The organism is Bradyrhizobium sp. AT1, from assembly GCF_001590795.1.
Taxonomy (GTDB): Bacteria; Pseudomonadota; Alphaproteobacteria; order Rhizobiales; family Xanthobacteraceae; genus Bradyrhizobium.
This window is the reverse complement of the sequence record NZ_JXDL01000001.1, coordinates 483,148-507,286: the sequence shown is the minus strand read 5'-3', so window position 1 is coordinate 507,286 and position 24,139 is coordinate 483,148. Positions and strand designations below refer to the sequence as shown.

The following is a 24,139-nucleotide window of genomic DNA, read 5'->3' as shown; positions in this document are numbered from 1 at the left end:
CGCAAGACGGCAGCAAAACTCGGGCGAATCAAGCCGCGAGAAAGCGAAGGTGCGTGTGCACCACACACTCACCGTCATCGCCCGCGAAGGCGGGCGATCCAGTATTCCAGAGACCATCGTGATTGAACCGATAAGCCGCGGCGTACTGGATTCCCCGCCTGCGCGGGGAATGACAGCGTCCCTTGGAATTGCTTCCGCTGTCGCTCGCAATGACGGTGCGTGAACAACGGCCGCCCCTCAGGGCCGCGCGATCACCCCGCCCGTCATCGGCATCGGCACGCCCGTGGTCGCGGGATAGGACAGCGGCAGGCCCTTCAGGCCGCGAGCGGCGAGAAAGCCAAAGGCCTGGGCCTCGATGGCGTCGGAGGCCCAGCCGAGCGTCTCGGCGGCCTCGACGGTGGCCGAGCCCACCCGCTCCCGGAGCATCCTGAGCATGGTGAGGTTGCGGGCGCCGCCGCCGCAGACGATCCAGCTCCGCGGCCGCCGCGGCAACAAAGGGATGACGCGCGCGATCGCCGCCGCGGTGAAGGCGGTGAGCGTCGCCGCGCCGTCGGCCGGCGCGACGTCGCCGAGCCTCAGCGCCGCAAAATCGTTGCGGTCGAGCGATTTCGGCGGAGGCAACGCAAAGAACGGCAGCTCCAGCGCGCGAGCGATCCAGGCTTCGTCGATCTTGCCGAGGCTCGCGAACTTGCCTTCCGCATCGAACGCCTGGTTCATGGTGCGGTACATGAAATCGTCAAGCAGCGCGTTGCCGGGGCCGGTGTCGCAGGCGATCAGCGTGTCGTTGCCGTCGATATAGGTGATGTTGGAGACGCCGCCGATATTGACCACGACGATCGGCCCTTCGCGGTCCAGCGAATTAGCGAGCGCGCGGTGGTAGACGGGTACGAAGGGCGCGCCCTGCCCGCCGGCCTCGACGTCGGCGGCGCGGAAATCGTGCATCACGGGAATATGGATCGCTTTGGCCAAGGCTGGCGCATCGCCGATCTGCACCGTCAGGCGCCGCTCGGGGCGGTGCAGCACGGTCTGGCCGTGGAAGCCGACGATGTCGATATCCTCTGGCTTCATTCGGTTTTGGGCGACGAAAGCCGCCACTGCCTCGGCATGGGCCCGCGTCACCGCGCGCTCGGCCTCGGCCAGGATGCCCGGCCGGGCATCGCGTTGCGGCAGGTGCACGGCCTCGGCAAGCGCCTGGCGCAGCAGATGGCGCTCAGCCGGGCTATAGGGTCGATAACCGGACGGCCCGAACGCCTTCACCTGCTTTCCGTCGGTTTCGATCAGCGCGACGTCCACCCCGTCCAGCGAGGTGCCGCTCATCAAACCGAGTGCCGTCAACATCATGGGATCAGCGTCCTCAAAGACCCTCTCCGGCATGCCGATCTTGTGCCAGAGGGACACATCTTATAATGCCACAGGCCAAAGTAGCGGGCGGCACGCGAGTTCCAACGTAAGACCTTTAAATTGCCCCCAAAACAGTAAACCAAGAATTGTCAGGCGCGCCGACAGATGACTGCATTTAAATCGGATTTCCTCAATATCCTGCAGGAACGTGGTTTCATCCACCAATGCTCCGATTTCGAGGGGTTGGACGCACTCGCCGCCAAGGGCGAAGCGACCGCCTATGTCGGCTACGATTGCACCGCCCGCTCGCTGCATATCGGCAATTACCTGACCATGATGATGCTGCACTGGCTGCAGCAGTCCGGCAACAAGCCGATCACGCTGATGGGCGGCGGTACCACCATGGTAGGCGATCCCTCCGGCAAGGACGAGACGCGCGCGATGCGCACCGTCGCCGAGATCGAGGCCAACAAGGAATCGATCCGCGGCGTGTTCGCCAAGGTGCTGCGCTATGGCGAGGGCAAGAGCGACGCCGTCATGCTCGACAATGCGGAGTGGCTGACCAAGCTGAACTGGATCGAGATGCTGCGCGACGTCGGCCGGCATTTCTCGGTCAACCGCATGCTGACCATGGACTCCGTGCGGCTGCGCCTCGAGCGCGAGCAGGAGATGAGCTTCATCGAGTTCAACTACATGGTCTGCCAGGCCTACGACTTCGTCGAGCTCGCCAAGCGCACCGGCTGCAAACTGCAGATGGGCGGCTCGGACCAATGGGGCAACATCATCATGGGCGTCGATCTCGGCCGCCGCATGGGGACGCACCAGCTGTTCGCGCTGACGACGCCGCTGTTGACCACGGCATCGGGTGCCAAGATGGGCAAGACCGCGCAAGGCGCGGTGTGGCTCAACGCCGACCAGTTCAGCCCTTACGATTTCTGGCAGTACTGGCGCAATACCGAGGATGCCGACGTCGGCAAGTTCCTGAAGCTGTTCACGACGCTGCCGATGGCCGAGATCAGGAAGCTCGAAACGCTCGGAGGCTCGGAGATCAACGAGGCCAAGAAGGTGCTCGCCACCGAAGCGACCGCGCTGCTGCACGGCCGCGACGCCGCGAACGAAGCCGCCGAAACCGCGCGCCGTACCTTCGAGGAACGCGCACTCGCCGAGAGCCTGCCGACCGTGGAAATTCCGCGCGGCGAGCTGGACGCCGGCCTCGGCGTGCTCAACGCCTTCGTCAAGGCAGGCCTCGTCGCGTCCAACGGCGAAGCCCGGCGGCAGATCAAGGGCGGCGGCCTGCGCGTCAACGACGAGCCCGTCACCGACGAGAAGATGGCGCTCTCGGCAGCCAATCTGACGCCGGAAGGCGTGATCAAGCTGTCGTTCGGCAAGAAGAAGCACATCCTGATCAAGCCTGCATAGGCGTATGAGCTTTTCCCTGCTTGTCAGGGCGCGCAGATGCGCGCTCCCTGATGGGCAATGGATCAGAACACGCCCAGGGAAACGTCAGCGGAAGCAAACAAGGAACACGGCTCTGCGTCGCAGCAAGGCGCTGTGCGCACCGCGCTCGTGGTGCTCGGGCTATGCTTCACGCTCGCGGTGCTCGGCCGCGGCCTCAGCGATAGCTTCACCGTCTTCCTCAAGCCAATCTCCGAGAGTTTCGGCTGGGACCGTGCACAGGTCGTCTCGATCTACTCACTGACCTGGCTGGTCAGCGGGCTGACCGCGCCGCTGGTCGGGCGCCTGTTCGATCATTCCGGACCGCGCATCGTCTACGCCCTTGGGCTGTTCCTGCTCGGCTCGGCCTTTCTGATCGCGGCGCACGCGCAATCGCTCTGGCAATTCCAGATCTCGATCGGACTCTGCGTCGGCATCGGCGTCGCCTTTATCGGCAACGTGCCGAACACGATCCTGCTCGGTCGCTGGTTCGGCCCCAAGCTGCCGACCGCGATGGCGGTGGTGTACTCGGCGATGGGCGGCGGCGTGCTGGTGCTGCTGCCGGCCTCGCAGCTGCTGATCGATCACCTCGGCTGGCGTGAAACCTATCAGCTGTACGGCTTCGCTGCGCTGGCCCTGCTGGTGCCGCTGATGTTGCTGCCATGGCGCATGTTCGCGGCCGGCTCACCCCAAATGACCAAGAGGACCGATCCCGACTTCATCGACAATGGCTGGACGCTCGCGAGCGCGATGCGCCACCACGCCTTCTGGGCGCTGTTTTCGACCTTCTTCTTCACCGCCGTCGGCATGTATGCGATCGCCGCCCAGATCGTGGCCTATCTGATCGATGCCGGCTTCCCGCCGCTGCAAGCTGCGACGGCCTGGGGCTTTTCGGGCGTCGTGCTCGTGTTCGGAATGCTCGGCGTGTCCGCGCTCGACGGGATGATCGGGCGACGACCGTCGGTGCTGCTCAGCTACGCGATCTCGATCGTCGGGATTCTCCTGCTCTGGCTCCTGCAGTACTACCCGAACATCATCCTCCTCACCGGCTTCGTCGTCTGCTTCGGCAGCATGATGGGCTCGCGCGGCCCGCTGATCACGGCGACCGCGATGAAGATCTTCCGCGGCAAGCGCGTCGGCACGATCTTCGGCACCATCTCGATCGGCAGCGGATTGGGCTCGGCGTTCGGCTCATGGAGCGGCGGCCTCATCCACGATGTCACGCACGGTTACAATCTGCTGCTGGTTTTCGCACTTGCGAGCGTGATCCTCGGAATGATCCCGTTCCTGATCGTCCCCGCCTTGCGGGAGTAAGTCTCCCCGACGTAACCTGCATCCCTCGATGTCACCGGGAAATTACGGACGGCATGCGGGGCACGGCGCGCGAAAAATTCGGACGTAACCGGCGTGAACGGGCGAACTGCGGTGTTTTGTCCGTCATGACAAAAATGTCAGCGCAAATTGACGCGGAGCCGCTTGCGGGGTCGAACTGAATGCGGTCCTAGTCGCAGCATTGGATGGAGGGCAAACCAATGAACTTTCCCTATCTCACTCGCTTTCAACCGGTTCTCTTGAGCCTGTTTCGCTTCATCACCGGCCTCTTGCTGTTCCAGTACGGCGTCGCCAAGATCTTCAAGTTTCCGGTGCTTCCCTACTTCGCGAACATCCCGCCGCTGATCTGGACGGCTGGCGCGATCGAGCTCGTGCTCGGCGCGCTCCTGATGCTCGGCCTGTTCACCCGCCTCGTCGCTTTCATCCTCGCCGGTGAAATGGCCTTCGCCTACTTCATGGGCCACATGTTCAAGGGTGAAACGCCGGTGTTCCTGCCGCTGCTCAATGGCGGCACCGCGGCGATCCTGTTCTGCTTCGCCTGCCTCTATCTGTCGGCAGCCGGCGGCGGCTCGGTCAGCGCCGATGCGGCGATGGGCAAGGACTAGCGGCGCGCACGCACGGCGCTGAGCGCTCGCGGATTAACCTGAAAGCAAGAGACGGCACCGGCGGATCTGCCGGTGCCGACTCAGCGCGTCCCCAGCACGTTCCAGATGAGAATGAGGGCCGCGACGAGCAGCACGGACATGATGATGCGGTGAACGAATCGGTTCATTGCCGCTCCGATGGCGCTCGATCAGCACCAAAGTCCGGGTCCGAGATCCTCCCGCAAAAATACGGGCGCGAGGTCATGCATGGCATTCTGCCTGCACGCTTGCGCATGAGGCTGCGGAGCGTCGCCCGCGCGGCCGGCACCGACAGGCCTATGTTCATGATTGGTAAGAACTTCATGCTACCCATGCGAGCAATAACAACCATTCCGTAGGGGCTGTGATGAAGCTGTTGAGCCATCTGACGATCCGCACCAAGCTTACCAGCATGGTCTGCCTTGCGGCTCTCACAGTCACGGCCATCATCGGCGTCTCGTCCGTTCTCAGCAAGAGCCGCATGATGGAGGACCGGGTCCAGCAGATGCGGACCGCCGTCGAGCTGCTCTACAACTACGCGCAATCGCTGCAGGAAGAGGTTACCGCCGGCAAGCTGGCATTGGCCGATGCCAAGGCCCAATTCCACCAGCGCGGACGCCGCATGAACTTCAACGGCAACCAGGGCTACCCGGTCGTCTACAACCCCGACACCTCCATCCTGGTGAACGGCGCCAATCAGCAGCTCGAAGGCAAGATCACCGGGGCCAAGGACTCCAACGGCGTCCTGATCGCCGACGCCATCATCAAGGCCGGCGCCGAGACCGCGCAGGGCGGCGTGACCTCCTATCTCTACCCCCGCCCCGGCCAGACCGAGCCCGTCCGCAAGACTGTCTTCGCGCGAAAATTCGCGCCCTGGAACGCGACCATCAGCTACGGCCTCTATGTCGACGACATCGACGCCGACGTCCGCGCGCTGACGCTGGAGCTCGCCGCGATCGGCATCGGCCTGATGCTGCTGATGGCGACGCTGTCCTGGCTGATCGCCCGCGACGTGCTCAGCGCGCTCGATCGCCAGAAGAACCGCATGCAGGAGATTTCCCAAGGCGCCATCGACAAGCCGGTCGAGGAAACCGACCGCGGCGACGAGATCGGCCGCATGGCCGAGACCCTCGAAGTGCTCAGGCAGACGGCGCTCACGGCGCGTTCGCTGGAAGCCGAACAGGCCGCCACCAAGACCCGCACCGAGCAGGAGAAGCGTGACGCCCTGATCGCGCTCGCCGACCGCTTCGACGCCTCCGTCGGCCAGCTCGTCGGCCTGATGGCCTCCGGCTCCGGCGAGCTCGAGCATACCGCCAAGTCGATGTCCGCGACCGCCGAAGGCACCAACCGTCGCGCCGCCGTGGTCGGCTCGGCCGCCACCGAAGCCAGTCAGCGCGTCCAGACCGTCGCGGCCGCCGCCGAGGAGCTCTCCTCCTCCATCACCGAGATCAGCCGCCAGGTCGCCCAGTCCGCTGAGGTCACCGGACGTGCGGTCGACAGCGCCCGCCGCACCGACACCATCGTCCGCGCGCTCTCCGACGGCGCCCAGCAGATCGAGCACGTCGCCGAGCTGATCTCCAGCATCGCCGCCCAGACCAATCTGCTCGCGCTCAACGCCACCATCGAAGCCGCGCGCGCCGGCGAAGCCGGCCGCGGCTTTGCCGTCGTCGCTTCCGAGGTGAAATCGCTGGCGAGCCAGACTGCGGAAGCCACCCGCGAGATCGGCGACAAGATCGCGCAGATCCAGGGTGCCACCAAGGAGGCTGTCGACGCGATCGGCGGCATCACCGCCACCATCGAGGAGGTCAGCCGTATCGCCACCTCGATTGGGGCTGCCATCGAGGAGCAAGGTGCCGCCACCGCCGAGATCGCCCGCAGCGTCTCGCAGACCGCGGAGGCGACCAAGGAAGTCACCACCAATATCGGCGGCGTCTCGGCCGCAGCAAACGAAACCGGCAACGCCGCCGGCATGGTGCTCGCCGCCGCCAGCAGCCTCTCCAAGCAAGCCGAGCAGCTCTCCGGCGAAGTCGGAACGTTCCTGAAGGGCGTGCGCGCGGCGTAAGCGGCGCGACGTCCGCACCGGTCAGAGCACGACGCATCGTCGGCGAATCAATGCGTCGACTGACGGCCTGAGCACGCACACGATCCATCTTTCCTCGGACACGTCGCCCCGCGCGACGGCTGTCGTTCTGCACATGCGTGCTCATGGCTGCGCGGGTTGCGCCGCGCCAGCACGCGATGTCCTGCGTTCAAGATTTGTAAGAACTTCCTGCTACGGCTGCGCGAGAACAAGCATCCTACAACCGTTCCCGAGGCCGTCATGTCGCTGCTCAGTCACTTGAAGATCCGCACCAAGCTCACCAGCATGGTTGTACTCGCAGCGCTGACCGTCACCGCCCTCATCGTCGCGTCGAGCCATCTCAGCAAGACCCGCATGCTCGAAGACCGTGCGCGCCAGATGCAGACCGCGGTCGATCTGCTGCACGGCTTCGCGCAATCGCTGCAGGACGAGGTCGCGGCCGGCAAGATGACGCTCGCCGATGCCCAAGCCCAGTTCAAGCTGCGCGGCCGGCAGATGAAGTTTGGCGGCGGCCAGGGCTATCCCGTCGTCTACACCGCCGATTCAACTGTCATGATGAACGGCGGCGCACCTCAGCTCGAAGGCAAGAACAACGGGATCAAGGATGCCAATGGCATCGTGATCAGCGATGCCACCGTCAAAACGGCCAGGCAGGCCGCTGAAGGCGCCATCCTGTCCTATCTCTTCCCGCGTCCGGGCGAGACAGTGCCGGTCCGCAAGCTGGTATTCGCACGCTACTTTGCACCCTGGAACGTCGCGATTGCATACGGCCTCTATGTCGACGACATCGACGCCGATGTGCGCTCCCTGACATTGGAGCTCGCCGCGATCGGCATCGGCCTGATGCTGCTGATGGCGACGCTGTCCTGGCTGATCGCCCGCGACGTGCTCAGCGCGCTCGATCGCCAGAAGAACCGCATGCAGGAGATTTCCCAAGGCGCCATCGACAAGCCGGTCGAGGAAACCGACCGTGGCGACGAGATCGGCCGCATGGCCGAAACCCTCGAAGTCCTCAGGCAGACGGCGCTCACGGCACGTTCGCTGGAAGCCGAACAGGCCGCCACCAAGACCCGCACCGAGCAGGAGAAGCGCGACGCCCTGATCGCGCTCGCCGACCGCTTCGACGCGTCCGTCGGCCAGCTCGTCGGCCTGATGGCCTCCGGCTCCGGTGAGCTCGAGCATACCGCCAAGTCGATGTCCTCGACCGCCGAAGGCACCAACCGTCGCGCCGCATTGGTCGGCTCGGCCGCGACCGAAGCCAGTCAGCGCGTCCAGACCGTCGCGGCCGCCGCGGAGGAGCTCTCGTCCTCCATCACCGAGATCAGCCGCCAGGTCGCCCAGTCAGCCGAAGTGACCGGACGCGCAGTCGACAGCGCCCGCCGCACCGACACCATCGTGCGCGCGCTCTCCGACGGCGCCCAGCAGATCGAGCACGTCGCCGAGCTGATCTCCAGCATCGCCGCCCAGACCAATCTGCTCGCGCTCAACGCCACCATCGAAGCCGCGCGCGCCGGCGAAGCCGGCCGCGGCTTTGCCGTCGTCGCTTCCGAGGTGAAGTCGCTGGCGAGCCAGACCGCGGAAGCGACCCGTGAGATCGGCGACAAGATCGCGCAGATCCAGGGCGCCACCAAGGAAGCCGTGGACGCGATCGGCGGCATCACCGCCACCATCGAGGAGGTCAGCCGTATCGCCACCTCGATTGGGGCTGCCATCGAGGAGCAAGGCGCCGCCACCGCCGAGATCGCCCGCAGCGTCTCGCAGACCGCGGAGGCGACCAAGGAAGTCACCACCAATATCGGCGGCGTCTCGACCGCCGCCAACGAGACCGGCAATGCCGCCGGCATGGTGCTCGCCGCCGCCAGCAGCCTCTCCAAGCAGGCCGAGCAGCTCTCCGGCGAAGTCGGAACGTTCCTGGCGGGCGTGCGCGCGGCGTAAGCCTTTACGCGCAAATATCCCCACTTGCGTCATGGCCGGGCTTGTCCCGGCCATCCACGTTCTCAGCGCTGACGAAAAGAAAGCCGTGGATGGCCGGGACAAGCCCGGGCATGACGACCTCACTTACCTACGCGCGAGGCTGCATCCGCTCGAGAGCTGGCGCGTCGAGCCGGTCGAGCCGTCGTTCGACTGCGAGGGGAATTCCTCGAACGGCGAGTTCTGCTTGCCGGTGTTGAATTCGAAGATCTTGCGGAACAGGCCGGGCGCCATCGCCGAGATCGGATTGACGCGCATCACGGGCGCCGCCGGCGTGCCGACCACCTCATAGGTCACGCCGATCAACCCTTCATTGTTGCCGCCGCCGAGGAAGATGCCGAACAGCGGGATCTGGCCGAAGATATTGTTGACGCCATACATCGGCACGAAGGTGCCGCTCATGCACACCTGGTTGCCGGGATAATCGATCGAGCCCTCGATGGTGGCGCCGATCATCGGGCCCTTGACCACACCGTCGCGGATCGTGAGCGCGCCGTTCTGCCGGGTGAACTCGGCGCGCAGCGCGCTGAACGAGACGCCGTTTCCGGTGCCGTTGGGTGCGCCTGCGGCGACGCGCTCGAGCTGCGCCTCGCCCTTCACGGTGAAGTCACGGACGTTGATGAGACCCTCGCGTGAGGTGTTCGGCTCCGACGTCGGCGGCTCCATCGCCACCACCATCTGGCCGCCGACCGCCTTGGTGTAGGTGTCGGTGAAGCGCAGCAGCGCGCCGGCATCGTTGGTCTGAAGGTAGATCACCTCGCGGCTGCCCTGCGCACGCCCGCCGCGCAGATCCGCCGCCACTGGCGTATCGCGGCCGATCTTGCCGCTCAGGGTAAAGGCCTTGATGGCGCCGTTGCGCTTCGACATTTTGGCATCGACGCTGCGCATCGCCTCGCCGTTGAAACCGGCGACAGCCCCGAGCTTCACGTCGATGTCGAAATCGACGTTTTTCATCTTGTTGTTTTTGTCGTCCTTGGAATTGCCTGAGATCGCCGATTTCAGGAAGCCGCGGCCGTCGAACACGTCGCCGCGCATGGTGCCCCTGATGACGCCGTCCTGACCACGCTCGGCTTTCAACGAGGTCTTGTCGCCGTCAGAGGGCGAATAGGTCGGGAAGTTCACGTTCATGAGGTCGCCGTTCGCATCGACCTCGAGCGAGCCCTTGATCGAGGCGCCGCCGCCTTCGATGACGATGTCCTCCAGGCGCGTCGATTGCGCCGTCGGCACCACCTTGAAGCTGGCCTTGCCTGATTTGCCCGGAAGCTTGACCCAACCCGGCAGGACGTTGTCGAGCCTCACCGACGTCAGGTCGGCCTCGACGCCGAGTTTCGTCGTCTGCTCGGGACCGCCGGCGATCTTGCCCGACAGCTTGATCGGCAACGATCCGCTGACGGCGGGACCGAGATCGAATCCCAACCGCGCCCGGCTCGCATCATCCAGCGTCGCCTGCAGCCTGACATCGGCATCGCCTTCGGCCGGCTTGCGGTAATCGAGCGAGGCCGCCTGGCCGTTGATCTTGACGTCGCCCTTGACCTGATAACCCGCGTTGTTCGCGGCGATCTTGAGGTTGTTGGCCTCCAGCTTCTGGTTCATCACAAGCTTGTCGGCTGAGAAGCCGTTGAGGTCGGCGGTGACGGCATAGGTGGTGTCGGCCTTGGTCAACTCACCCTTGACCGGCAGGCCGAGCTGGATGTTCGCCGTGAATGTCCCCTTGCTGGTGTTGGGATCGACGACTGTCGACGACAGATCGCTCAGGCGATCATTGGACAGCATCTCAGCCGCCGCGGGCACCGGACCGTCAACCCGGAATCGGGTCCGCGACGGCGACGGCTTGGGCGCCATGTCAGGCACTTCGAACACGAAATCGGAAATCGTGACCTTGCGGCCGGCGGGCGTATCGGCAATGCCCTGGCCGATATTCACGGTCGCGGTGCGGCCGGTCACGCGCGCCTTCAAATCGGCATCGTGCACGACGGGCATGCCGTCCACGGGACGGACCGCGACGCCGCTCGCCACGATGTTGACCGACAGGCCGTCATCGGGAATGGGCGGGCCTTTGCGCGGAAGGTTCTTCGTCGGCGAATTGATGCCGATTTCGATGCGTTGAAGCGTGCCGCGCTCGATCCGCTCGATCACCCATTCGCGCAGCTCGGGAACGACGAGCGTCGGCCACATCCGCTTCAGCGCAGAGGCCGACATCGGCGTCCCCGCAAAGCCCAGCGTCAGCCGCGGCTCGCCCGAATAGTCGATGGCCCCCGTGCCGGCGACGCCGATCTCGCCGTTGCTGACGTCGGCTTGCGTCAGCAGGAAGCGTTTGTGATCGGTGTCGAAACGGAAGCCGATCGCGATGCGGTTGAAGACGAGCGGCGGTTCGTTGTCGATGCCGCCGAGCAGGATCGAACCGCCGCTGAAGCCGAGCTGCCAGTCATTGACGGTGCCGTTGGGCGGCTCCAGATGGGCCAGAAGGGTCAGGCGGTTGGCGCCCGCCAGGATCTTGAACGGTGCAACCAGCACCCGGCGATTGGCGTCCCATTCGAGGTTGATCTCGGCCTGATCGATCGCCATCGGATAATCGGGCGTGTCGGTATCGATGATACTGCCGGCGCCGATCGCGATCATGCCGCGGAAGAATGTCGGCACGCCATCGCGGCCGAGCTCGCCCTTGAGCTCGCCCGTCAGCGGAAGATCGGCTGTGTAAGTGAGGTCCTTGACCCGCAACGCCAGCAGGATGTTGGAGGTCGAGACCTTGTCGGCCTTGATATCGACCGAGCGTACGCCGTTCTCGGCCGGCCCGATCGTGGCCCGCAGCATCCACGGGCGCGCGCCCTCCTCGCCCAGGCTGAGCGTGACGCCGCCGCGGCTCGGCCGGCGCAGGCTGAGGGTGATGTTCTCGAACGACCATTTGCTGCCGCGCTGCTGATCGTCGACGATCAGATTGCCGTTCTTCAGACCGATCTCGTTGAGATTCTGGCCGTCGAGACCGGTCATGCTCAGACTGTCGAGCCAGTCGAGGCCCTGAAGGATGCCGCTCTGTGCGGTCGCCTGAGGCGCGGCCTGAGAGGCATCAGGACTCGTGGGCGCGGTCGCGAATGGCGGCGGCGGGACGCCATTGCGAGGGAATGTCGGCGGCAGCCCCGCGTCCTTCTTCGAGGCGACGCCGGTCGCCAGCGGCTTTGCGGTATCGCCGGCGGACACGGTGACGGTGCCGTCGGGCGCAATGCGGATTGCGAGCTCGGCATCGACGAGATTGAGGCTTTCGGCGCGCAGATGCCCCATCAGAAGGCCCGCCCCCGACAGCTTCACCTCGGCCTTCGGCGCGCTGGCGACGATGGCGTGATCGCGGTCGCGGACGATGATGTCGCGGATGCGCACAGCGATGCGGATCCGCCCGGCCCGCTCGATCTGGGTGCCTCCGATCTCAACCGTGTTGCCGTGACCGATATTGTCCTCGATCGCGGCCGCCAGCCATGGCGTCGCGATGTCGAGATTGATGGGACCGGCACCGAGCCGCCACCACAGCGCACCGAAACAGCCAACGAAGATGACGGCGAGAGTCCCGGCGACAAGGACGAAGCGCTTCAGCCAGCGATCGGCGGCCAGCCAGCGTCGCAACGCCCCAAACCCGTCACCGAAGCGATGAAGGCCCGAATTGGAACGCGACAACAGCCGGCGCGCGCGATAGCCCGCGGCCGCCTCCTGATCCGGGTCCCAATCGGCGTCGTCCCATTCCTGCGGCTGTTGTTCACCGCCGCGCCGATCGAAGTCCCGATTGTAATCCTGGGGCGACTTATTCCTTGCCATTGCCTCTCGATACAGGCGCCCGTCGTAGGATTGAGCGCCGCCGGGACCGCAGCCGTCCACCGGAAGCGAAGCTCCCTGCGCCGGCATTGCAGCCATACCTCGAATATTCCTGCTGTTCGTCATTTCGCCCCGGGAGCGCGTTCAACGAGCAGTGGGGTGGTACGTGGAATTCCTTGTAACCATACTCCGGCGTCGCCAGACTTGCCCAGCCGAGGGCGCGATTCCGGCACGCCGGACGAGAGCTGCAATACCGTTTCGGTTGACCCGCCGAAAGCGTCGAAAGGAAGGCGTATGTCCAAGAAATCCCGAACGAAATCGTCCAAAACGCCCTCCGGCAGCGCGACGGCTAAAAAGAGGCCCCTGAAAACGCGGGCATCGACTGAAACCAAGTCCGCGAAAACGCAGCGGACACCGGCGAGCAAATCAACCGGGAGCGTAGCAAAAGCAGGATCACATAAGGCCGCGTCGAAACAGTTAAATCCCTCCAAATCGCCATCCGCCCCCGCGAGGTCCGGTCTGACCGAGGGCCACAAGGCCCCCGCCTTCCGCCTGCCCCGCGACGGCGGCGAGGTCGTCACACTGGCGGATTATGCCGGCCAAAAGCTGGTCCTGTTCTTCTACCCCCGCGCCGACACGCCCGGCTGCACCCGGGAAGCGATCGACTTCACCCGCCTGGCCGGCGCCTTCGCGGCCGCCGGTACCGCCGTGCTCGGGGTCTCCGCCGATCCGTTAAAGGCCCAGGAGAAGTTCCGCGACAAGCACGCTCTCGGTGTCCCGCTCCTTTCGGACGCGCAACATGAGATGCTGGAAGCTTATGGCGCCTGGGGCGAAAAGTCCATGTATGGCAAGAGCTTCCTGGGGATTCTTCGCACCACGATACTGGTCGGCGCCGACGGTCGAGTGGCCAGGATCTGGCGCAATGTCCGGGTCGACGGCCATGCCGACGCCGTGCTGGAAGCGGCAAGAAGTCTTTAACCAATCCCTGGAATTCGCCTGTTCCCGTTTCCGGAAAATTAACCATGACCGGCCCAGATTGCTGCGGCAATTAGGCCGTACGGACTCATCCGACCGGCGCGGGAGTGCCGATGTCGAAAAGTTCTGCCCAATTTTCGCAGTACCCCCAACATCATCCTCATGACCACGGACGCGCCTTCCAACGTCGTCCCGCCGTCGCGGCAGCCGCAGCGATCCCCCTTCCCGCAACCGACGACGCTTACACCATCGTCCACGCCGGCAAGCAGGTCCGCTTCGGGCCCGTGGTGTTCTGGATCGTGGTCGGAACGGTGGTGCTGCTCGGTCTGTGGTCGGCGGCAACTGCCACTTATTTTGCTTTTCGTGACGACGTCCTGACCCGGTTGATCGCCCGCCAGGCCGAGATGCAATACGCCTATGAGGACCGCATCGCCGAGCTGCGCGCCAAGGTCGACCGCACCACGAGCCGGCAGCTGCTCGACCAGGAGCAGTTCGACCAGAAGCTCGACCAGATCATGAAGCGGCAGACGGCGCTGGAGTCCCGGGCCACGGCGCTCGGGGCCATGCCCGACGTGACCGGCTCGATTCCCCGCGCGCTCCCACAGCGCGGCGATTCGAGCCAGATCACGCCAAAACCCTCGCCGATCAGCGACACCGTGATCTTCGTGGCGCCGCCGGATCGCGAGGCGCGGCTCGAATCGCGAGCGCCGGCCGTCGCGGCACCGCCGACCAGCCAATTCGCCAAGAACCAGGGTTTTGACAACGTCCTCGTTCGGCTCACCAGCTCGCTCGACCAGGTCGAACGTCGCCAGATGGCGACGCTCAGCGCGGTCGAGGAAGGCATGGATTCACGTATGCGGCGGATGCGCGGCGTGGTCAGCGATCTCGGGCTGAATCTCGCCAATCTCGAAGCCGCCGTACCGCGCACCGCGATGGGCGGGCCTTTCGTACCCGTCAAGCTGACGGCGAATGCCGGACCGTTCGAGAAGCAGCTCAATCGCATCAACATCACGCGCGCCGAGATGGATCGTCTCAACCGCACGCTGGCGCTGGTGCCTTACCGCAAACCGGTCATCGGCGAGGTCGAGTTCACCTCCGGCTTTGGCGTGCGCAGCGATCCCTTCCTGGGCCGGCCCGCGATGCATACCGGGCTCGACTTCCGCGCCGCCACAGGCGATCCGGTTCGCGTCACCGCCAACGGCAAGGTCGTGTCAGCCGGCTGGTCCGGCGGTTACGGCCGCATGGTCGAGGTCGACCACGGCAATGGGCTCTCGACCCGCTACGGCCATCTCTCCGAGATCAACGTCAAGGTCGGTGAGTTCGTGAAGATCGGCCAGGTCGTCGGCCTGGTCGGCTCGACCGGGCGCTCCACCGGCCCGCATCTGCATTACGAGACCCGCATCGAGGGTGAAGCCGTCGATCCGCAGAAGTTCTTGCGCGCCGGCGTGCGCCTGAGCGCGGGCTAGAGCTGGCGCCTGCCTTCATGAATCACGCGCGAGGGCTTCAACCGCGGGGCTGACACGCCTTCAGAAAGAAATTAAGTCCCGCCTCGATCTCCCGTTCGATCATTTCCTCCGTGAGCTCGTTGAGACCCAACACGATCAGCAGCGGTAGCTCGCCCCGGATCAGGCTCAGGAATTGTTTGGCGGCTCCAATCGAGTCGTCCAATTCCAGGAGCTTCGCCGCCCGCGCCTCTTCAAGGAATTGAGAGAGCCGCAGGATCGTCGCCTCAGGTCCGCTTTCATAGAACAACCGCGCGAGCGCCGGAAACCGTCCGCTTTCGTTGGCGATGATGCGGACAAAGGCGACGTCTTTCCGGTGGATGAACGTGCGGATGTATTGCCTGGCGAACTCCCGCAACGCCTCGGATAGTCCGGCCGACAATCTGGGTATCGGCAGGTCGTTTTGCAGGCTCTCGCATTCCGCCACGATCAACGAGGCGAACAGGGCTTCCTTGCTCGGGAAATACGCATAGAGCGTTGCCTTCGACACACCGGCGGCTTTCGCGACAGCGTCCATGCTGGTTGCGGAAAAGCCGTGGTCGAGAAACAGCTGCCATGCCGCGCGGATGACGGTGTCCATTTTGCGGCCCGCCGGCGCGCTCGGCTGCTCGGAAACGGGATGGGCGATCGTGTCGATCAATGGTGGCACTCCGTCGGCTCGCGAATCGATGTCGCTGGTGTCAGCGCACAATGACGGCACATCAACGACTTGAAAGAACAAAGAACCCGGTCCTGATTGCAGGCGTGGAAACCAAAGTGCTTCACGCCGCAATAAAACTAAACAGTTCAGTACCATTGACAACCTTAGCCGAGTCCGTCAAGTACTGAACGGTATAGTTCAATGCAGGCGGCGGATGTCGATCAGAACCTTGGTCCGGAGAGGTGTTTTGATACCTCTCATTCAGACTGCCCTTTCCCTTGGGGGCTGCGCAGTCGGTCCTGATTTTGAGTCGCCGGCCGCGCCGGCGGTAAGCGGTTACACGGCGGGCCGACTGGCCGCGACGCAAGGCGCGGACGGGCCCGGCGGCATCGCGCAGCGGTTCGCGTACGGTGCCGACGTGCCCGCGGTCTGGTGGCAAGTGTTCCGTTCGCGGCAGATCGAGGCCTTCGTCCGGGAGGCGATCGACAACCATCCGGATCTCGCCGCCGCCCAAGCGGCGCTGCGCCAAGCCCGCGAAGTTGCGGCGGCGGACACCAGCGCACTCCTGCCATCGATCACCGGGGACAGCAGCGCGACACGCAACGAAGTGCCGCTGGCACAATCCGGACAAGCCGGACCATCATCGCTGTACACCCTCTACAAGACCTCGGTTCCGGTTTCATTCACGCCGGACATCTTCGGTGGCAAGGCGCGCGGCATCGAGGCAGATCTCGCCAATGCGGACTACCAGCGCTTCCAGCTCGAGGCGACCTATCTGACATTGACCGCAAACGTCGTGACGACGGCAATCAGCGATGCGTCCTATGCGGCGCAAATTCGCGTCACCCAGGAGCAGATCGAGGGTCAGCGTCAGCTCGTCGCGTTGCTCGAACAGCAGTTCACCCTCGGCGCCGTCGCCAACAGCGATGTCCTGACCCAGAAGGCCCAACTGGCGCAGACACTTGCGACGCTGCCGCCGCTGCAAAAGTCGCGCGCGCAAAATCGCAACCAGCTGATGGCTTATCTCGGCCGGCTGCCGAGCCAGGACCGCGGTGAGGCGGTGCCGTTGGCAAGTCTGCGTCTGCCGCGCGACCTGCCGGTCAGCGTGCCGTCGTTGCTGGTGCGACAGCGCCCCGACATCCGTGCCGCCGAAAGCCAGATGCATCAGGCCAGCGCGAACGTCGGTGTCGCCACGGCCAACATGCTGCCAAGCGTGACGCTGTCCGCCTCGGGTGGCAGCTCGGCGTCGGCGCTGTCGGGACTCTATGGTCCGCAATCGGCAGCGTGGAGCGTGGCGGCGAGCGTCACCGGCCCGATCTTCGATGCCGGCTCCCTCTTCCACACCAAGGAGTCCAAGGTCGCAGCCTTGGAGCAGAGCGGCGCAAAATATCGCTCCACCGTGATCACCGCGTTCCAGAATGTCGCCGACGCGCTCCGAGCGATTCAATCGGATGCCGATCTGCTGAAGGCCCAGCTCGAGGCGGAAAAGACCTCCGCTGAAAGCCTGAAGATGTCCCAGGCCCAATTCAAGGCCGGCTCCACCACCTTCATCTCCGTCATCAACGCCGAACAGACGCTGCTGACGGCACGGATCAACCGCGTGAAGGCGCAGGCCTCGCGCTATGCCGACACCGTGGCGCTGTACCAGTCGCTCGGCGGCGGCTGGTGGAATCGTGTCGATGAAACTCCGGCAGCCGCGGCAAAGCCCGCAGGCATTGCCGCGATATTCGCTCCCGCAGGCGCCTTGCCGGCGCAGCCGGCCCCGCCAGCCAACTGATCCGAGAGTCCGAAGCCATGTTGAAGCGCATGATGATCATGCTGGGTGTCGTCGGTACGGTGTTCGCCGCGCTGGCGTGGTTCGTCAATTTCCGTGCCGGCATGATCCGGCAGGCCATGGCCGCCCTTGCCGATCCGCCGCAGACGGTGTCGACCACGACCGCGGTGCTCAGCGACTGGCAGTCGGCCCTGACCGCCATTGGCACGTTTCGCGCGGTAAACGGCGCCGATCTCTCGCTCCAGCAATCCGGCATCGTGGATAGCGTGCACTTCGAGTCGGGCAAGGATGTCGCCGCGGGTGACGTGCTGCTTGACCTGCGCAAGGAGGACGATATCGCCAAGCTGCAATCCTTGCAGGCCACCGCCGACGGCTCCGCCATCACGTTGCGGCGCGATCAGGGCCAGCTGAAGATCAATGCGGTCAGCCAGGCGACGGTCGACAGCGATCTCGTGAACGAGCGCAACGCGTTGGCGCTGGTCGCTCAGCAACAGGCGCTGTTGGAGCAGAAGACCCTGAAGGCACCGTTTGCAGGACGTCTCGGCGTGCGGCAGGTCGATGTCGGCCAATATCTCACCGCAGGCACCGCCATCGTCACGCTGCAAGCGCTCGACCGCCTCTTTGCCGACTTCACACTGCCGCAGCAGACGATCGACCAGGTCAAGGTCGGGCAGGAGGTCGTCGCCCGCATCGACGCGTTTCCGGGGCACACCTTCAAGGGCGTCGTGCAGGCGTTCAATTCCAAGGTCGATCAAGCAAGCCGCAACGTTCAGGTCCGCGCGATCTTCGACAATCCGGATCGCAAGCTCCTGCCCGGCATGTTCGCGCGGATCAATCTCAGCATCGGTCACCCCACGAGCTACGTGACGTTGCCGCAGACCGCCATCGTCTACAACACCTACGGAGATTCGGTGTTCCTGGCAGTCAAGGGTGAGGCCGCGGGCAAGCAGGAGCTGGTCGCCCGACAGACCTTCATCAAGACCGGCGCCACCCGCGGCGATCAGGTGGCGGTGATCTCGGGCCTCGACCAGGGCGTGACAGTCGTCACTGCCGGCCAGATCAAGCTGCGCAACGGCACCCTGCTGAAGGTAGACAACTCCATTGCCGTGGCGAACGACCCCAATCCGGCACCCGCAGATCAGTGAGGAGCGAGAACGTGTCCTTTACCGACCTCTTCATCCGTCGGCCGGTGCTTGCGATCGTCGTCAGCCTCATGATCCTTGTGCTGGGTCTCAAGTCGATGACTGCGCTGCCGATCCTGCAATATCCGCGCACCCAGAATGCGATCGTCACCGTGACCACGACGTATTACGGCGCGGATCCGGCGATCGTCGCCGGCTTCATCACCACGCCGCTGGAAAATGCCATCGCTCAGGCCAACGGCATCGACTACATGACGTCGAACAGCCAATCGAGCACCTCGACCATTACCGTCAATCTCCGTCTGAACTTCGATTCCGGCAAGGCGCTGACCGAGATCAACACCAAGGTGAACTCGGTACTCAATCAGCTTCCGAGCGGCGCGCAGCAGCCGGTGTTGACCGTCAAGGTCGGTCAGACCATCGACGCCATGTATCTCGGCTTCAGCAGCGACGTGTTGGCGCCGAACCAGATCACCGACTACCTGATCCGGGTGGTGCAGCCGAAGCTCCAGGCCGTATCGGGCGTGCAGACCGCGGAACTGCTCGGCAACAAGACCTTCGCGCTACGTGCCTGGCTGGATCCGATCAAGCTCGCGGCGTATGGGCTGACCGCGTCGGACGTTTCGACCGCGCTGTCCGCCAACGACTATATCGCCGGGCTCGGCACCACCAAGGGCCAGATGGTGCAAGTCAACCTGACGGCCGCGACCAATCTGAAGTCGCTGCAGGAGTTTCGCGATCTGGTCGTGAAGCAGGCCGGGGCCTCCAACGTCAAGCTGTCGGACGTGGCCAACGTCACCCTGGGCTCGGAAGATTACGATTCGTCAGTCGGCTTCAACGGCAAGCGTGCGGTCTATGTCGGCATCCAGGTGGCACCGAACGCCAACCTGCTCGACGTCATCAAGGGCATCCGCAAGGTCTATCCCGACATCAAGGCGCAGCAGCCGGACGGGCTGAATTCCGAGATCATCTACGACTCCACCGAATTCGTGAACAGTTCGATCGACGAGGTGATTCATACCCTGGTCGAAGCGCTGCTCATCGTCACGGTGGTCGTCTTCCTGTTTCTCGGCTCTTGGCGCTCTGTGCTGATTCCAGTGATCGCGATTCCGCTCTCGCTGATCGGCACCTTCACCCTGCTGCTCGCGCTCGGGTTCTCGATCAACCTCCTGACGCTGCTGGCGCTGGTGCTCGCGATCGGTCTTGTGGTCGACGATGCCATCATCGTGGTCGAGAACGTCAACCGGCATCTGGCCGAGGGCGCAAAGCCGTTGCAGGCCGCGATCGCCGCCGCGCGCGAGCTTGCGGGTCCGATCCTGGCCATGACCGTCGTGCTGATCGCGGTCTACGTGCCGATCGGATTCCAGGGCGGCCTGACCGGAGCGCTCTTCACCGAGTTCGCCTTTACCCTCGCCGGGGCCGTCGCGGTCTCGGCCGTCGTGGCACTGACGCTGACCCCGATGTGCTGCGCCTACATCCTCAAGCCGCCGACGACCGGCAAGCCGACGCTCGACGATCGCATCGTCGCGTTCATCGATGCACGCATGGAGACGTTGCAGCATGGATACCGGCGCCTGCTCGCCGGCAGCCTGACGACGATCCCGGTCACGGTCCTGTTCGCGGCCCTGGTCCTGAGCAGCATCTACTGGCTCTATACGAACTCGAAGAACGAGCTGGCGCCGGAGGAGGATCAGGGCGCGATCCTGATGCAGTCGACGCTGGCGCCGAACGCAACGCTGCAGCAGAAGCTGTTGTATTCGGCCGAGGTCTACCGGCGCATTTCCGCCTATGCCGAAACCGCGGGCGTGTTTCAGCTCGATCTCGTCGGCAGCTCGATTGCGGGCTGGGTCCTGAAGCCCTGGGACAAGCGCGACAAGACCGCGGCGCAACTGCAGCCGGTGCTGCAGCAGGAGATGGCCGGGGTTGCCGGTGCCAAGATCGTGGCGTTCCAATTGCCGCCGCTCCCCGGGGCGAGCGGACTTCCGATCCAGTTCGTGATCCAGACCACCGACCCGTTCGACCGGCTCGACGGCATCGCCAAGGCGTTCACCGCCGAAGCGTTGAAAAGCGGCAAGTTCATCTTCCTCGACAACGACCTGAAGGTGGACCAGCCGCAAACCACGGTGCAGATCGATCGCGAAAAGACCGCGCAGCTCGGGTTGAAGCTCAGCGATGTCGGCGGCGCGCTCAGCAACATGCTGGGCGGCGGATACGTCAACTATTTCGGCCTGGACGGACGCTCCTACAAGGTCATCCCCCAGGTCGAGCAGCGCCAGCGACTGAACGCCGATCAGGTGCTGAACTACTACATCAAGACCTCCGACGGCACGTCCGTTCCGCTGTCGACGGTGGCATCGCTGAAAACGACCACGGTTCCGCAGTCCTTGAACCATTTCCAGCAGGTCAATGCCGCCACCATCTCCGGCGTGGCCATGCCGGGAGTGATCACCGGCGAAGCGCTCGCGACACTGAAGGAGATCGCGGACCGGAGCCTGCCCAAAGGCTACAGCATCGACTATGGCGGACAGTCGCGGCAGTTCATCCAGGAATCATCCGGCTTCGCCGCCACCTTCGGGTTTGCGCTGATCATCATCTTCCTGGCGTTGTCGGCACAGTTCGAAAGTTTCCGCGATCCCCTCATCATCCTGGTCTCGGTGCCGATGTCGATCGCAGGAGCCCTGATTTTCATCATGCTGGGCATCAAGGGCGCGAGCCTGAACATCTACACCGAGGTCGGACTCGTGACGCTGATGGGATTGATCAGCAAGCACGGCATTCTCATCGTCGAGTTCGCCAACGAGTTGCAGCATGCCGGCCGCTCCAAGCGTGATGCAGTCATCGAAGCCACCGCGATCCGGCTGCGCCCGATTCTGATGACGACAGCGGCAATGGTGATCGGCGTGATGCCATTGATCAACGCTTCCGGTGCGGGCGCAGCGTCGCGCTTCAACATGGGGCTGGTGATCGCCTCCGGACTTTCGATTGGCACGCTGTTCACCCTGTTCGTGGTGCCCGCGTTCTACGTTCTGCTTGCGGCCGATCATTCCGCGACGACCGGCGACGATGCGGTGAAACGCGATGCGGCCGGGCTCGGAGCGAACGGCGAGCTGCGCGCCGCCCGATGATGGAAACACGTGACGAACACGGATCACCAGCCAATGCGACCGACCTGGTCGGCTCCCCTGACGCCGGCCGCCGCCCATCCCGCCTCCGGGGCCGCCGAAGCCACGAAAGGCGAAGACCGTCAGCCGGCCCTGACTACTGGCTGCGCTCGTGGCCGACCTCGCCGGTGATGACGTCGCCAAACAGTTCCCAGGCCTGCCCGTTGAAGCGCATCAGCTGCATCTGCTCGATCGGGAAGTAGTCGTCCGGCGAGGTGTTGACCATGATGCCTGGCAGCATCAGATCGGAATGGAAATCCTTGAGGTTTGCGGCCTGTTTCATGACGTTCTCACGCGTGAGATTGTCGCCGCACTGCTTCAGCACTTGCGCCATCGCTTCGGCCTGGACGTAGCCATAGATGTTGTTGGAGTTGGTCTTGTCCCCGTCGGCGTAGTACTTGTCCATGAACGCCCGCCATTTCACCACGGCCGGATCCTTGTCCCAGGTCGGATCGGTCGGGTCTTTCAGATAGACCGTCGAGATGATGTCCTTGGCATAATCGAGCCCGGCGGGCTTGAGCACCGAGGCCACCGAGGTCGCTGTGTTGGCCAGGAAGAATTTCGGCTTCCAGCCGAGCTCGCCCACTTTCCGGATCGCCTGCGCCGATCCCTTCGGCGCGGCCCATGAGAAGAAGATATCGGCACCTGAATCGTGAAGGGCGACGATCTGCGAGTCGATCGAGGGATCGCTGACCTCGTAGGATTTGTCGGCGATGATCATGTTCGCCTTGTCGCCGAGCCCGTCTCTCAGGCCCTTGAACTGATCCTTGCCGGCATCGTCATTCTGCCAGAACACCGCGATCTTGCTGTTGGGAAAATGATCGCGAATGTATTTCGCGTAGATCCGTCCCTCGCTCTGGTAGTTCGGCTGGAAGCCCATGGTCCAGGGGAAGTTCTTGGGGTCACCGAACTTGGTGCCGCCGGAGGCGACGAAAAGCTGCGGCACCTTCTTGGCGTTCATGTATTTCATGATCGCGGAGTTCGAGGGCGTGCCGAGCGGCTGGAAGATCAGCAGCACCTCGTCGCTCTCGACCAGCTTGCGCGCCTGCTCGATCGCCTTCGGCGGCGAATAGGCATCGTCATAACTGATGAAGTTGACCTTGCGGCCGTTGATGCCGCCCTGCTCGTTGATCATCCTGAAATAGGCGGCCTCGGTCTTGCCGATCACGCCATAGGACGACGCCGGCCCGCTATAGGGCATGATGTTGCCGATCTTGATGTCGGTATCGCTGGCGCCGGGATCGTATGTCTTCTGCGCCAAAGCCGGTGTCGTGACGAGCACGCCGGCAGCAAGCATGGCGAGGGCAGCAAGGCTTTCGCGACGACCCGGCATTGGTCTCTCCCCTATGTTTTGTAGTCTTGTTTTGCCGGGAGTGTCGCAAGGCGGATTACGCCTGGCAAGCGCCGCGATTTTCCGCAAGGTGAAACAGCGGATGCGGAACTACGCGTTGCGCCGCAGCAGGTCCAGAGCGCGTCCGTCAATCACCAGCAACGCGCTGCCGATGACGATGGCGCCCGCGATCTCACGCGCGGAGATTGGCTCCCCCAACGCCAGCCATCCCAGCAGGATGGCAGTGACAGGAATGAGCAGCGTCACCAGCATGACGTTGCTCGCGCCCGAGCGCCGCACGATCTGAAAGAAGACGATGTAGGCGAGTGCGGTCGACAGGGCGGCAAGACCGATCACGGCGGACCATGTCGCAAGGCCCGGCACTGTAAGGCGCCAAGGCTGCTCCACCGCGCCGGCGACGATCGCCATCATCACCGTCGACACCATCAGTTGAAACGTCGCCGTGCCCAGCGGGGCTGCGTCCTTGAGCAATCGCCGCGCTGCCAGTGCGGCGAATCCATAGCTGAGCGCCCCGCCCAGGCAGAGCAGGATGCCGAGCCCCTGCCCCGGCCTCGTCTCGATGCCCCATCCACGCAGGATGACGACGCCGACGAGGCCCAGCGCCACGCCGATGACGCGGCGGATATGCAGGGTCTCCTCGCCCGCCGCTGCCATCACCAGCACCGTGAACAGCGGCGTCGTCGCGTTCAGGATCGATGCCAGACCGCTCGGGATGAAAGTCTGGCCGATCACGATCAACGAGAACGGGATGACATTGTTGAGCAGACCAATCGCAATGAACGGTTTCCACCCCGTCATGCCCTTGGGCCAGCCGATCCCCTGCATGCGTAGCAGCGGCAGCAGAATGGCCGCACCGAGCGCGACGCGCAGGAACACCAACGTCAGCGGCGGCAATTCCCGCAACGCCGCGCCGTTGAAGAAGAACGAGCCACCCCAGAGGATCGAGAGTACGGCGAGCAGCGACCAGTCGCGCGCGTGGATCCGGCTATCGTTCGGCGACATGAGTTCTCGCATC

The 24,139-nt window shown here is 64.3% G+C and carries 16 protein-coding genes; 11 read left to right on the top strand and 5 right to left on the bottom strand.

What is annotated here, in order from left to right; all coding sequences use genetic code 11:
* Positions 1-223 (top strand): hypothetical protein (locus SE92_RS36995; protein WP_210183123.1); only part of this gene is annotated, 223 nt, incomplete at its 5' end.
* A gap of 14 nt (positions 224-237) precedes the next feature.
* Here the strand turns inward: SE92_RS36995 and SE92_RS02410 are convergent.
* A complete protein-coding gene (locus tag SE92_RS02410) occupies positions 238-1,341 on the bottom strand; it encodes an anhydro-N-acetylmuramic acid kinase (RefSeq protein WP_063203303.1) in 1,104 nt (367 codons plus the stop codon).
* Between the two features lie 165 nt (positions 1,342-1,506).
* Here SE92_RS02410 and tyrS point away from each other — a divergent pair, with 165 nt between their 5' ends.
* The 5 genes from tyrS to SE92_RS02385 all read left to right on the top strand — a co-directional run bounded on the left by tyrS (position 1,507) and on the right by SE92_RS02385 (position 8,745).
* Positions 1,507-2,760 (top strand): tyrosine--tRNA ligase, encoded by a 1,254-nt coding sequence (gene tyrS / locus SE92_RS02405; protein ID WP_063194303.1) that lies wholly within the window; start codon positions 1,507-1,509, stop codon positions 2,758-2,760.
* Between the two features lie 57 nt (positions 2,761-2,817).
* Positions 2,818-4,089 carry an MFS transporter gene (locus tag SE92_RS02400; protein WP_063194302.1) on the top strand — a complete coding sequence of 424 codons (1,272 nt, stop codon included), beginning with the start codon at positions 2,818-2,820 and terminating at the stop codon, positions 4,087-4,089.
* A 218-nt stretch (positions 4,090-4,307) separates the two neighbouring features.
* Entirely contained in the window at positions 4,308-4,712 is a 405-nt protein-coding gene (locus SE92_RS02395; protein WP_063194301.1) for a DoxX family protein, read from the top strand.
* Positions 4,713-5,097: 385 nt separating this feature from the next.
* A complete protein-coding gene (locus SE92_RS02390; protein WP_063194300.1) occupies positions 5,098-6,792 on the top strand; it encodes a methyl-accepting chemotaxis protein in 1,695 nt (564 codons plus the stop codon).
* A 258-nt stretch (positions 6,793-7,050) separates the two neighbouring features.
* On the top strand, positions 7,051-8,745 hold the full coding sequence (locus SE92_RS02385; protein WP_063194299.1) for a methyl-accepting chemotaxis protein: 1,695 nt from the start codon (positions 7,051-7,053) through the stop codon (positions 8,743-8,745).
* Between the two features lie 123 nt (positions 8,746-8,868).
* Here SE92_RS02385 and SE92_RS02380 read toward each other — a convergent pair whose 3' ends face one another.
* Positions 8,869-12,669 carry a YhdP family protein gene (locus tag SE92_RS02380; protein ID WP_063194298.1) on the bottom strand — a complete coding sequence of 1,267 codons (3,801 nt, stop codon included), beginning with the start codon at positions 12,667-12,669 and terminating at the stop codon, positions 8,869-8,871.
* A gap of 204 nt (positions 12,670-12,873) precedes the next feature.
* On the opposite strand from SE92_RS02380, the gene SE92_RS02375 reads away from it, so the two are divergent.
* Together SE92_RS02375 and SE92_RS02370 are read left to right on the top strand one after the other, a co-directional pair.
* Positions 12,874-13,557 (top strand): peroxiredoxin, encoded by a 684-nt coding sequence (locus SE92_RS02375; protein ID WP_084251732.1) that lies wholly within the window; start codon positions 12,874-12,876, stop codon positions 13,555-13,557.
* Positions 13,558-13,667: 110 nt separating this feature from the next.
* A complete protein-coding gene (locus SE92_RS02370) occupies positions 13,668-15,020 on the top strand; it encodes a M23 family metallopeptidase (protein WP_198172529.1) in 1,353 nt (450 codons plus the stop codon).
* A 37-nt stretch (positions 15,021-15,057) separates the two neighbouring features.
* Here the strand turns inward: SE92_RS02370 and SE92_RS02365 are convergent, their stop codons facing one another.
* Positions 15,058-15,705 carry a TetR/AcrR family transcriptional regulator gene (locus SE92_RS02365; RefSeq protein ID WP_245324795.1) on the bottom strand — a complete coding sequence of 216 codons (648 nt, stop codon included), beginning with the start codon at positions 15,703-15,705 and terminating at the stop codon, positions 15,058-15,060.
* A 205-nt stretch (positions 15,706-15,910) separates the two neighbouring features.
* Between SE92_RS02365 and SE92_RS02360 the strand changes: the two genes are divergently transcribed.
* Genes SE92_RS02360 through SE92_RS02350 form a run of 3 tightly spaced genes read left to right on the top strand, consistent with a single transcriptional unit; the run spans position 15,911 to position 21,737 of the window.
* Positions 15,911-17,473 (top strand): efflux transporter outer membrane subunit, encoded by a 1,563-nt coding sequence (locus tag SE92_RS02360; protein ID WP_063194295.1) that lies wholly within the window; start codon positions 15,911-15,913, stop codon positions 17,471-17,473.
* Between the two features lie 17 nt (positions 17,474-17,490).
* On the top strand, positions 17,491-18,615 hold the full coding sequence (locus tag SE92_RS02355; protein ID WP_063194294.1) for an efflux RND transporter periplasmic adaptor subunit: 1,125 nt from the start codon (positions 17,491-17,493) through the stop codon (positions 18,613-18,615).
* Positions 18,616-18,626: 11 nt separating this feature from the next.
* On the top strand, positions 18,627-21,737 hold the full coding sequence (locus SE92_RS02350) for an efflux RND transporter permease subunit (protein ID WP_063203301.1): 3,111 nt from the start codon (positions 18,627-18,629) through the stop codon (positions 21,735-21,737).
* 133 nt (positions 21,738-21,870) lie between these two features.
* Here the strand turns inward: SE92_RS02350 and SE92_RS02345 are convergent, their stop codons facing one another.
* Both SE92_RS02345 and SE92_RS02340 read right to left on the bottom strand, forming a co-directional pair.
* A complete protein-coding gene (locus tag SE92_RS02345; RefSeq protein ID WP_063194293.1) occupies positions 21,871-23,106 on the bottom strand; it encodes an ABC transporter substrate-binding protein in 1,236 nt (411 codons plus the stop codon).
* 108 nt (positions 23,107-23,214) lie between these two features.
* Positions 23,215-24,126 carry a DMT family transporter gene (locus SE92_RS02340; RefSeq protein ID WP_063194292.1) on the bottom strand — a complete coding sequence of 304 codons (912 nt, stop codon included), beginning with the start codon at positions 24,124-24,126 and terminating at the stop codon, positions 23,215-23,217.
* Positions 24,127-24,139: the final 13 nt, after the last annotated feature.

What these genes read in the sequence shown, in the direction of transcription:
- SE92_RS02340 (WP_063194292.1), bottom strand. Translation starts at nt 24,126, where the DNA reads ATGTCGCCGAACGATAGCCGGATCCACGCGCGCGACTGGTCGCTGCTC.
- SE92_RS02355 (WP_063194294.1), top strand. Translation starts at nt 17,491, where the DNA reads ATGTTGAAGCGCATGATGATCATGCTGGGTGTCGTCGGTACGGTGTTC.
- SE92_RS02370 (WP_198172529.1), top strand. Translation starts at nt 13,668, where the DNA reads ATGTCGAAAAGTTCTGCCCAATTTTCGCAGTACCCCCAACATCATCCT.
- tyrS (WP_063194303.1), top strand. Translation starts at nt 1,507, where the DNA reads ATGACTGCATTTAAATCGGATTTCCTCAATATCCTGCAGGAACGTGGT.
- SE92_RS02375 (WP_084251732.1), top strand. Translation starts at nt 12,874, where the DNA reads ATGTCCAAGAAATCCCGAACGAAATCGTCCAAAACGCCCTCCGGCAGC.
- SE92_RS02385 (WP_063194299.1), top strand. Translation starts at nt 7,051, where the DNA reads ATGTCGCTGCTCAGTCACTTGAAGATCCGCACCAAGCTCACCAGCATG.
- SE92_RS02345 (WP_063194293.1), bottom strand. Translation starts at nt 23,106, where the DNA reads ATGCCGGGTCGTCGCGAAAGCCTTGCTGCCCTCGCCATGCTTGCTGCC.
- SE92_RS02410 (WP_063203303.1), bottom strand. Translation starts at nt 1,341, where the DNA reads ATGATGTTGACGGCACTCGGTTTGATGAGCGGCACCTCGCTGGACGGG.
- SE92_RS02380 (WP_063194298.1), bottom strand. Translation starts at nt 12,669, where the DNA reads ATGCCGGCGCAGGGAGCTTCGCTTCCGGTGGACGGCTGCGGTCCCGGC.
- SE92_RS02390 (WP_063194300.1), top strand. Translation starts at nt 5,098, where the DNA reads ATGAAGCTGTTGAGCCATCTGACGATCCGCACCAAGCTTACCAGCATG.
- SE92_RS02395 (WP_063194301.1), top strand. Translation starts at nt 4,308, where the DNA reads ATGAACTTTCCCTATCTCACTCGCTTTCAACCGGTTCTCTTGAGCCTG.
- SE92_RS02360 (WP_063194295.1), top strand. Translation starts at nt 15,911, where the DNA reads ATGTCGATCAGAACCTTGGTCCGGAGAGGTGTTTTGATACCTCTCATT.
- SE92_RS02400 (WP_063194302.1), top strand. Translation starts at nt 2,818, where the DNA reads ATGGATCAGAACACGCCCAGGGAAACGTCAGCGGAAGCAAACAAGGAA.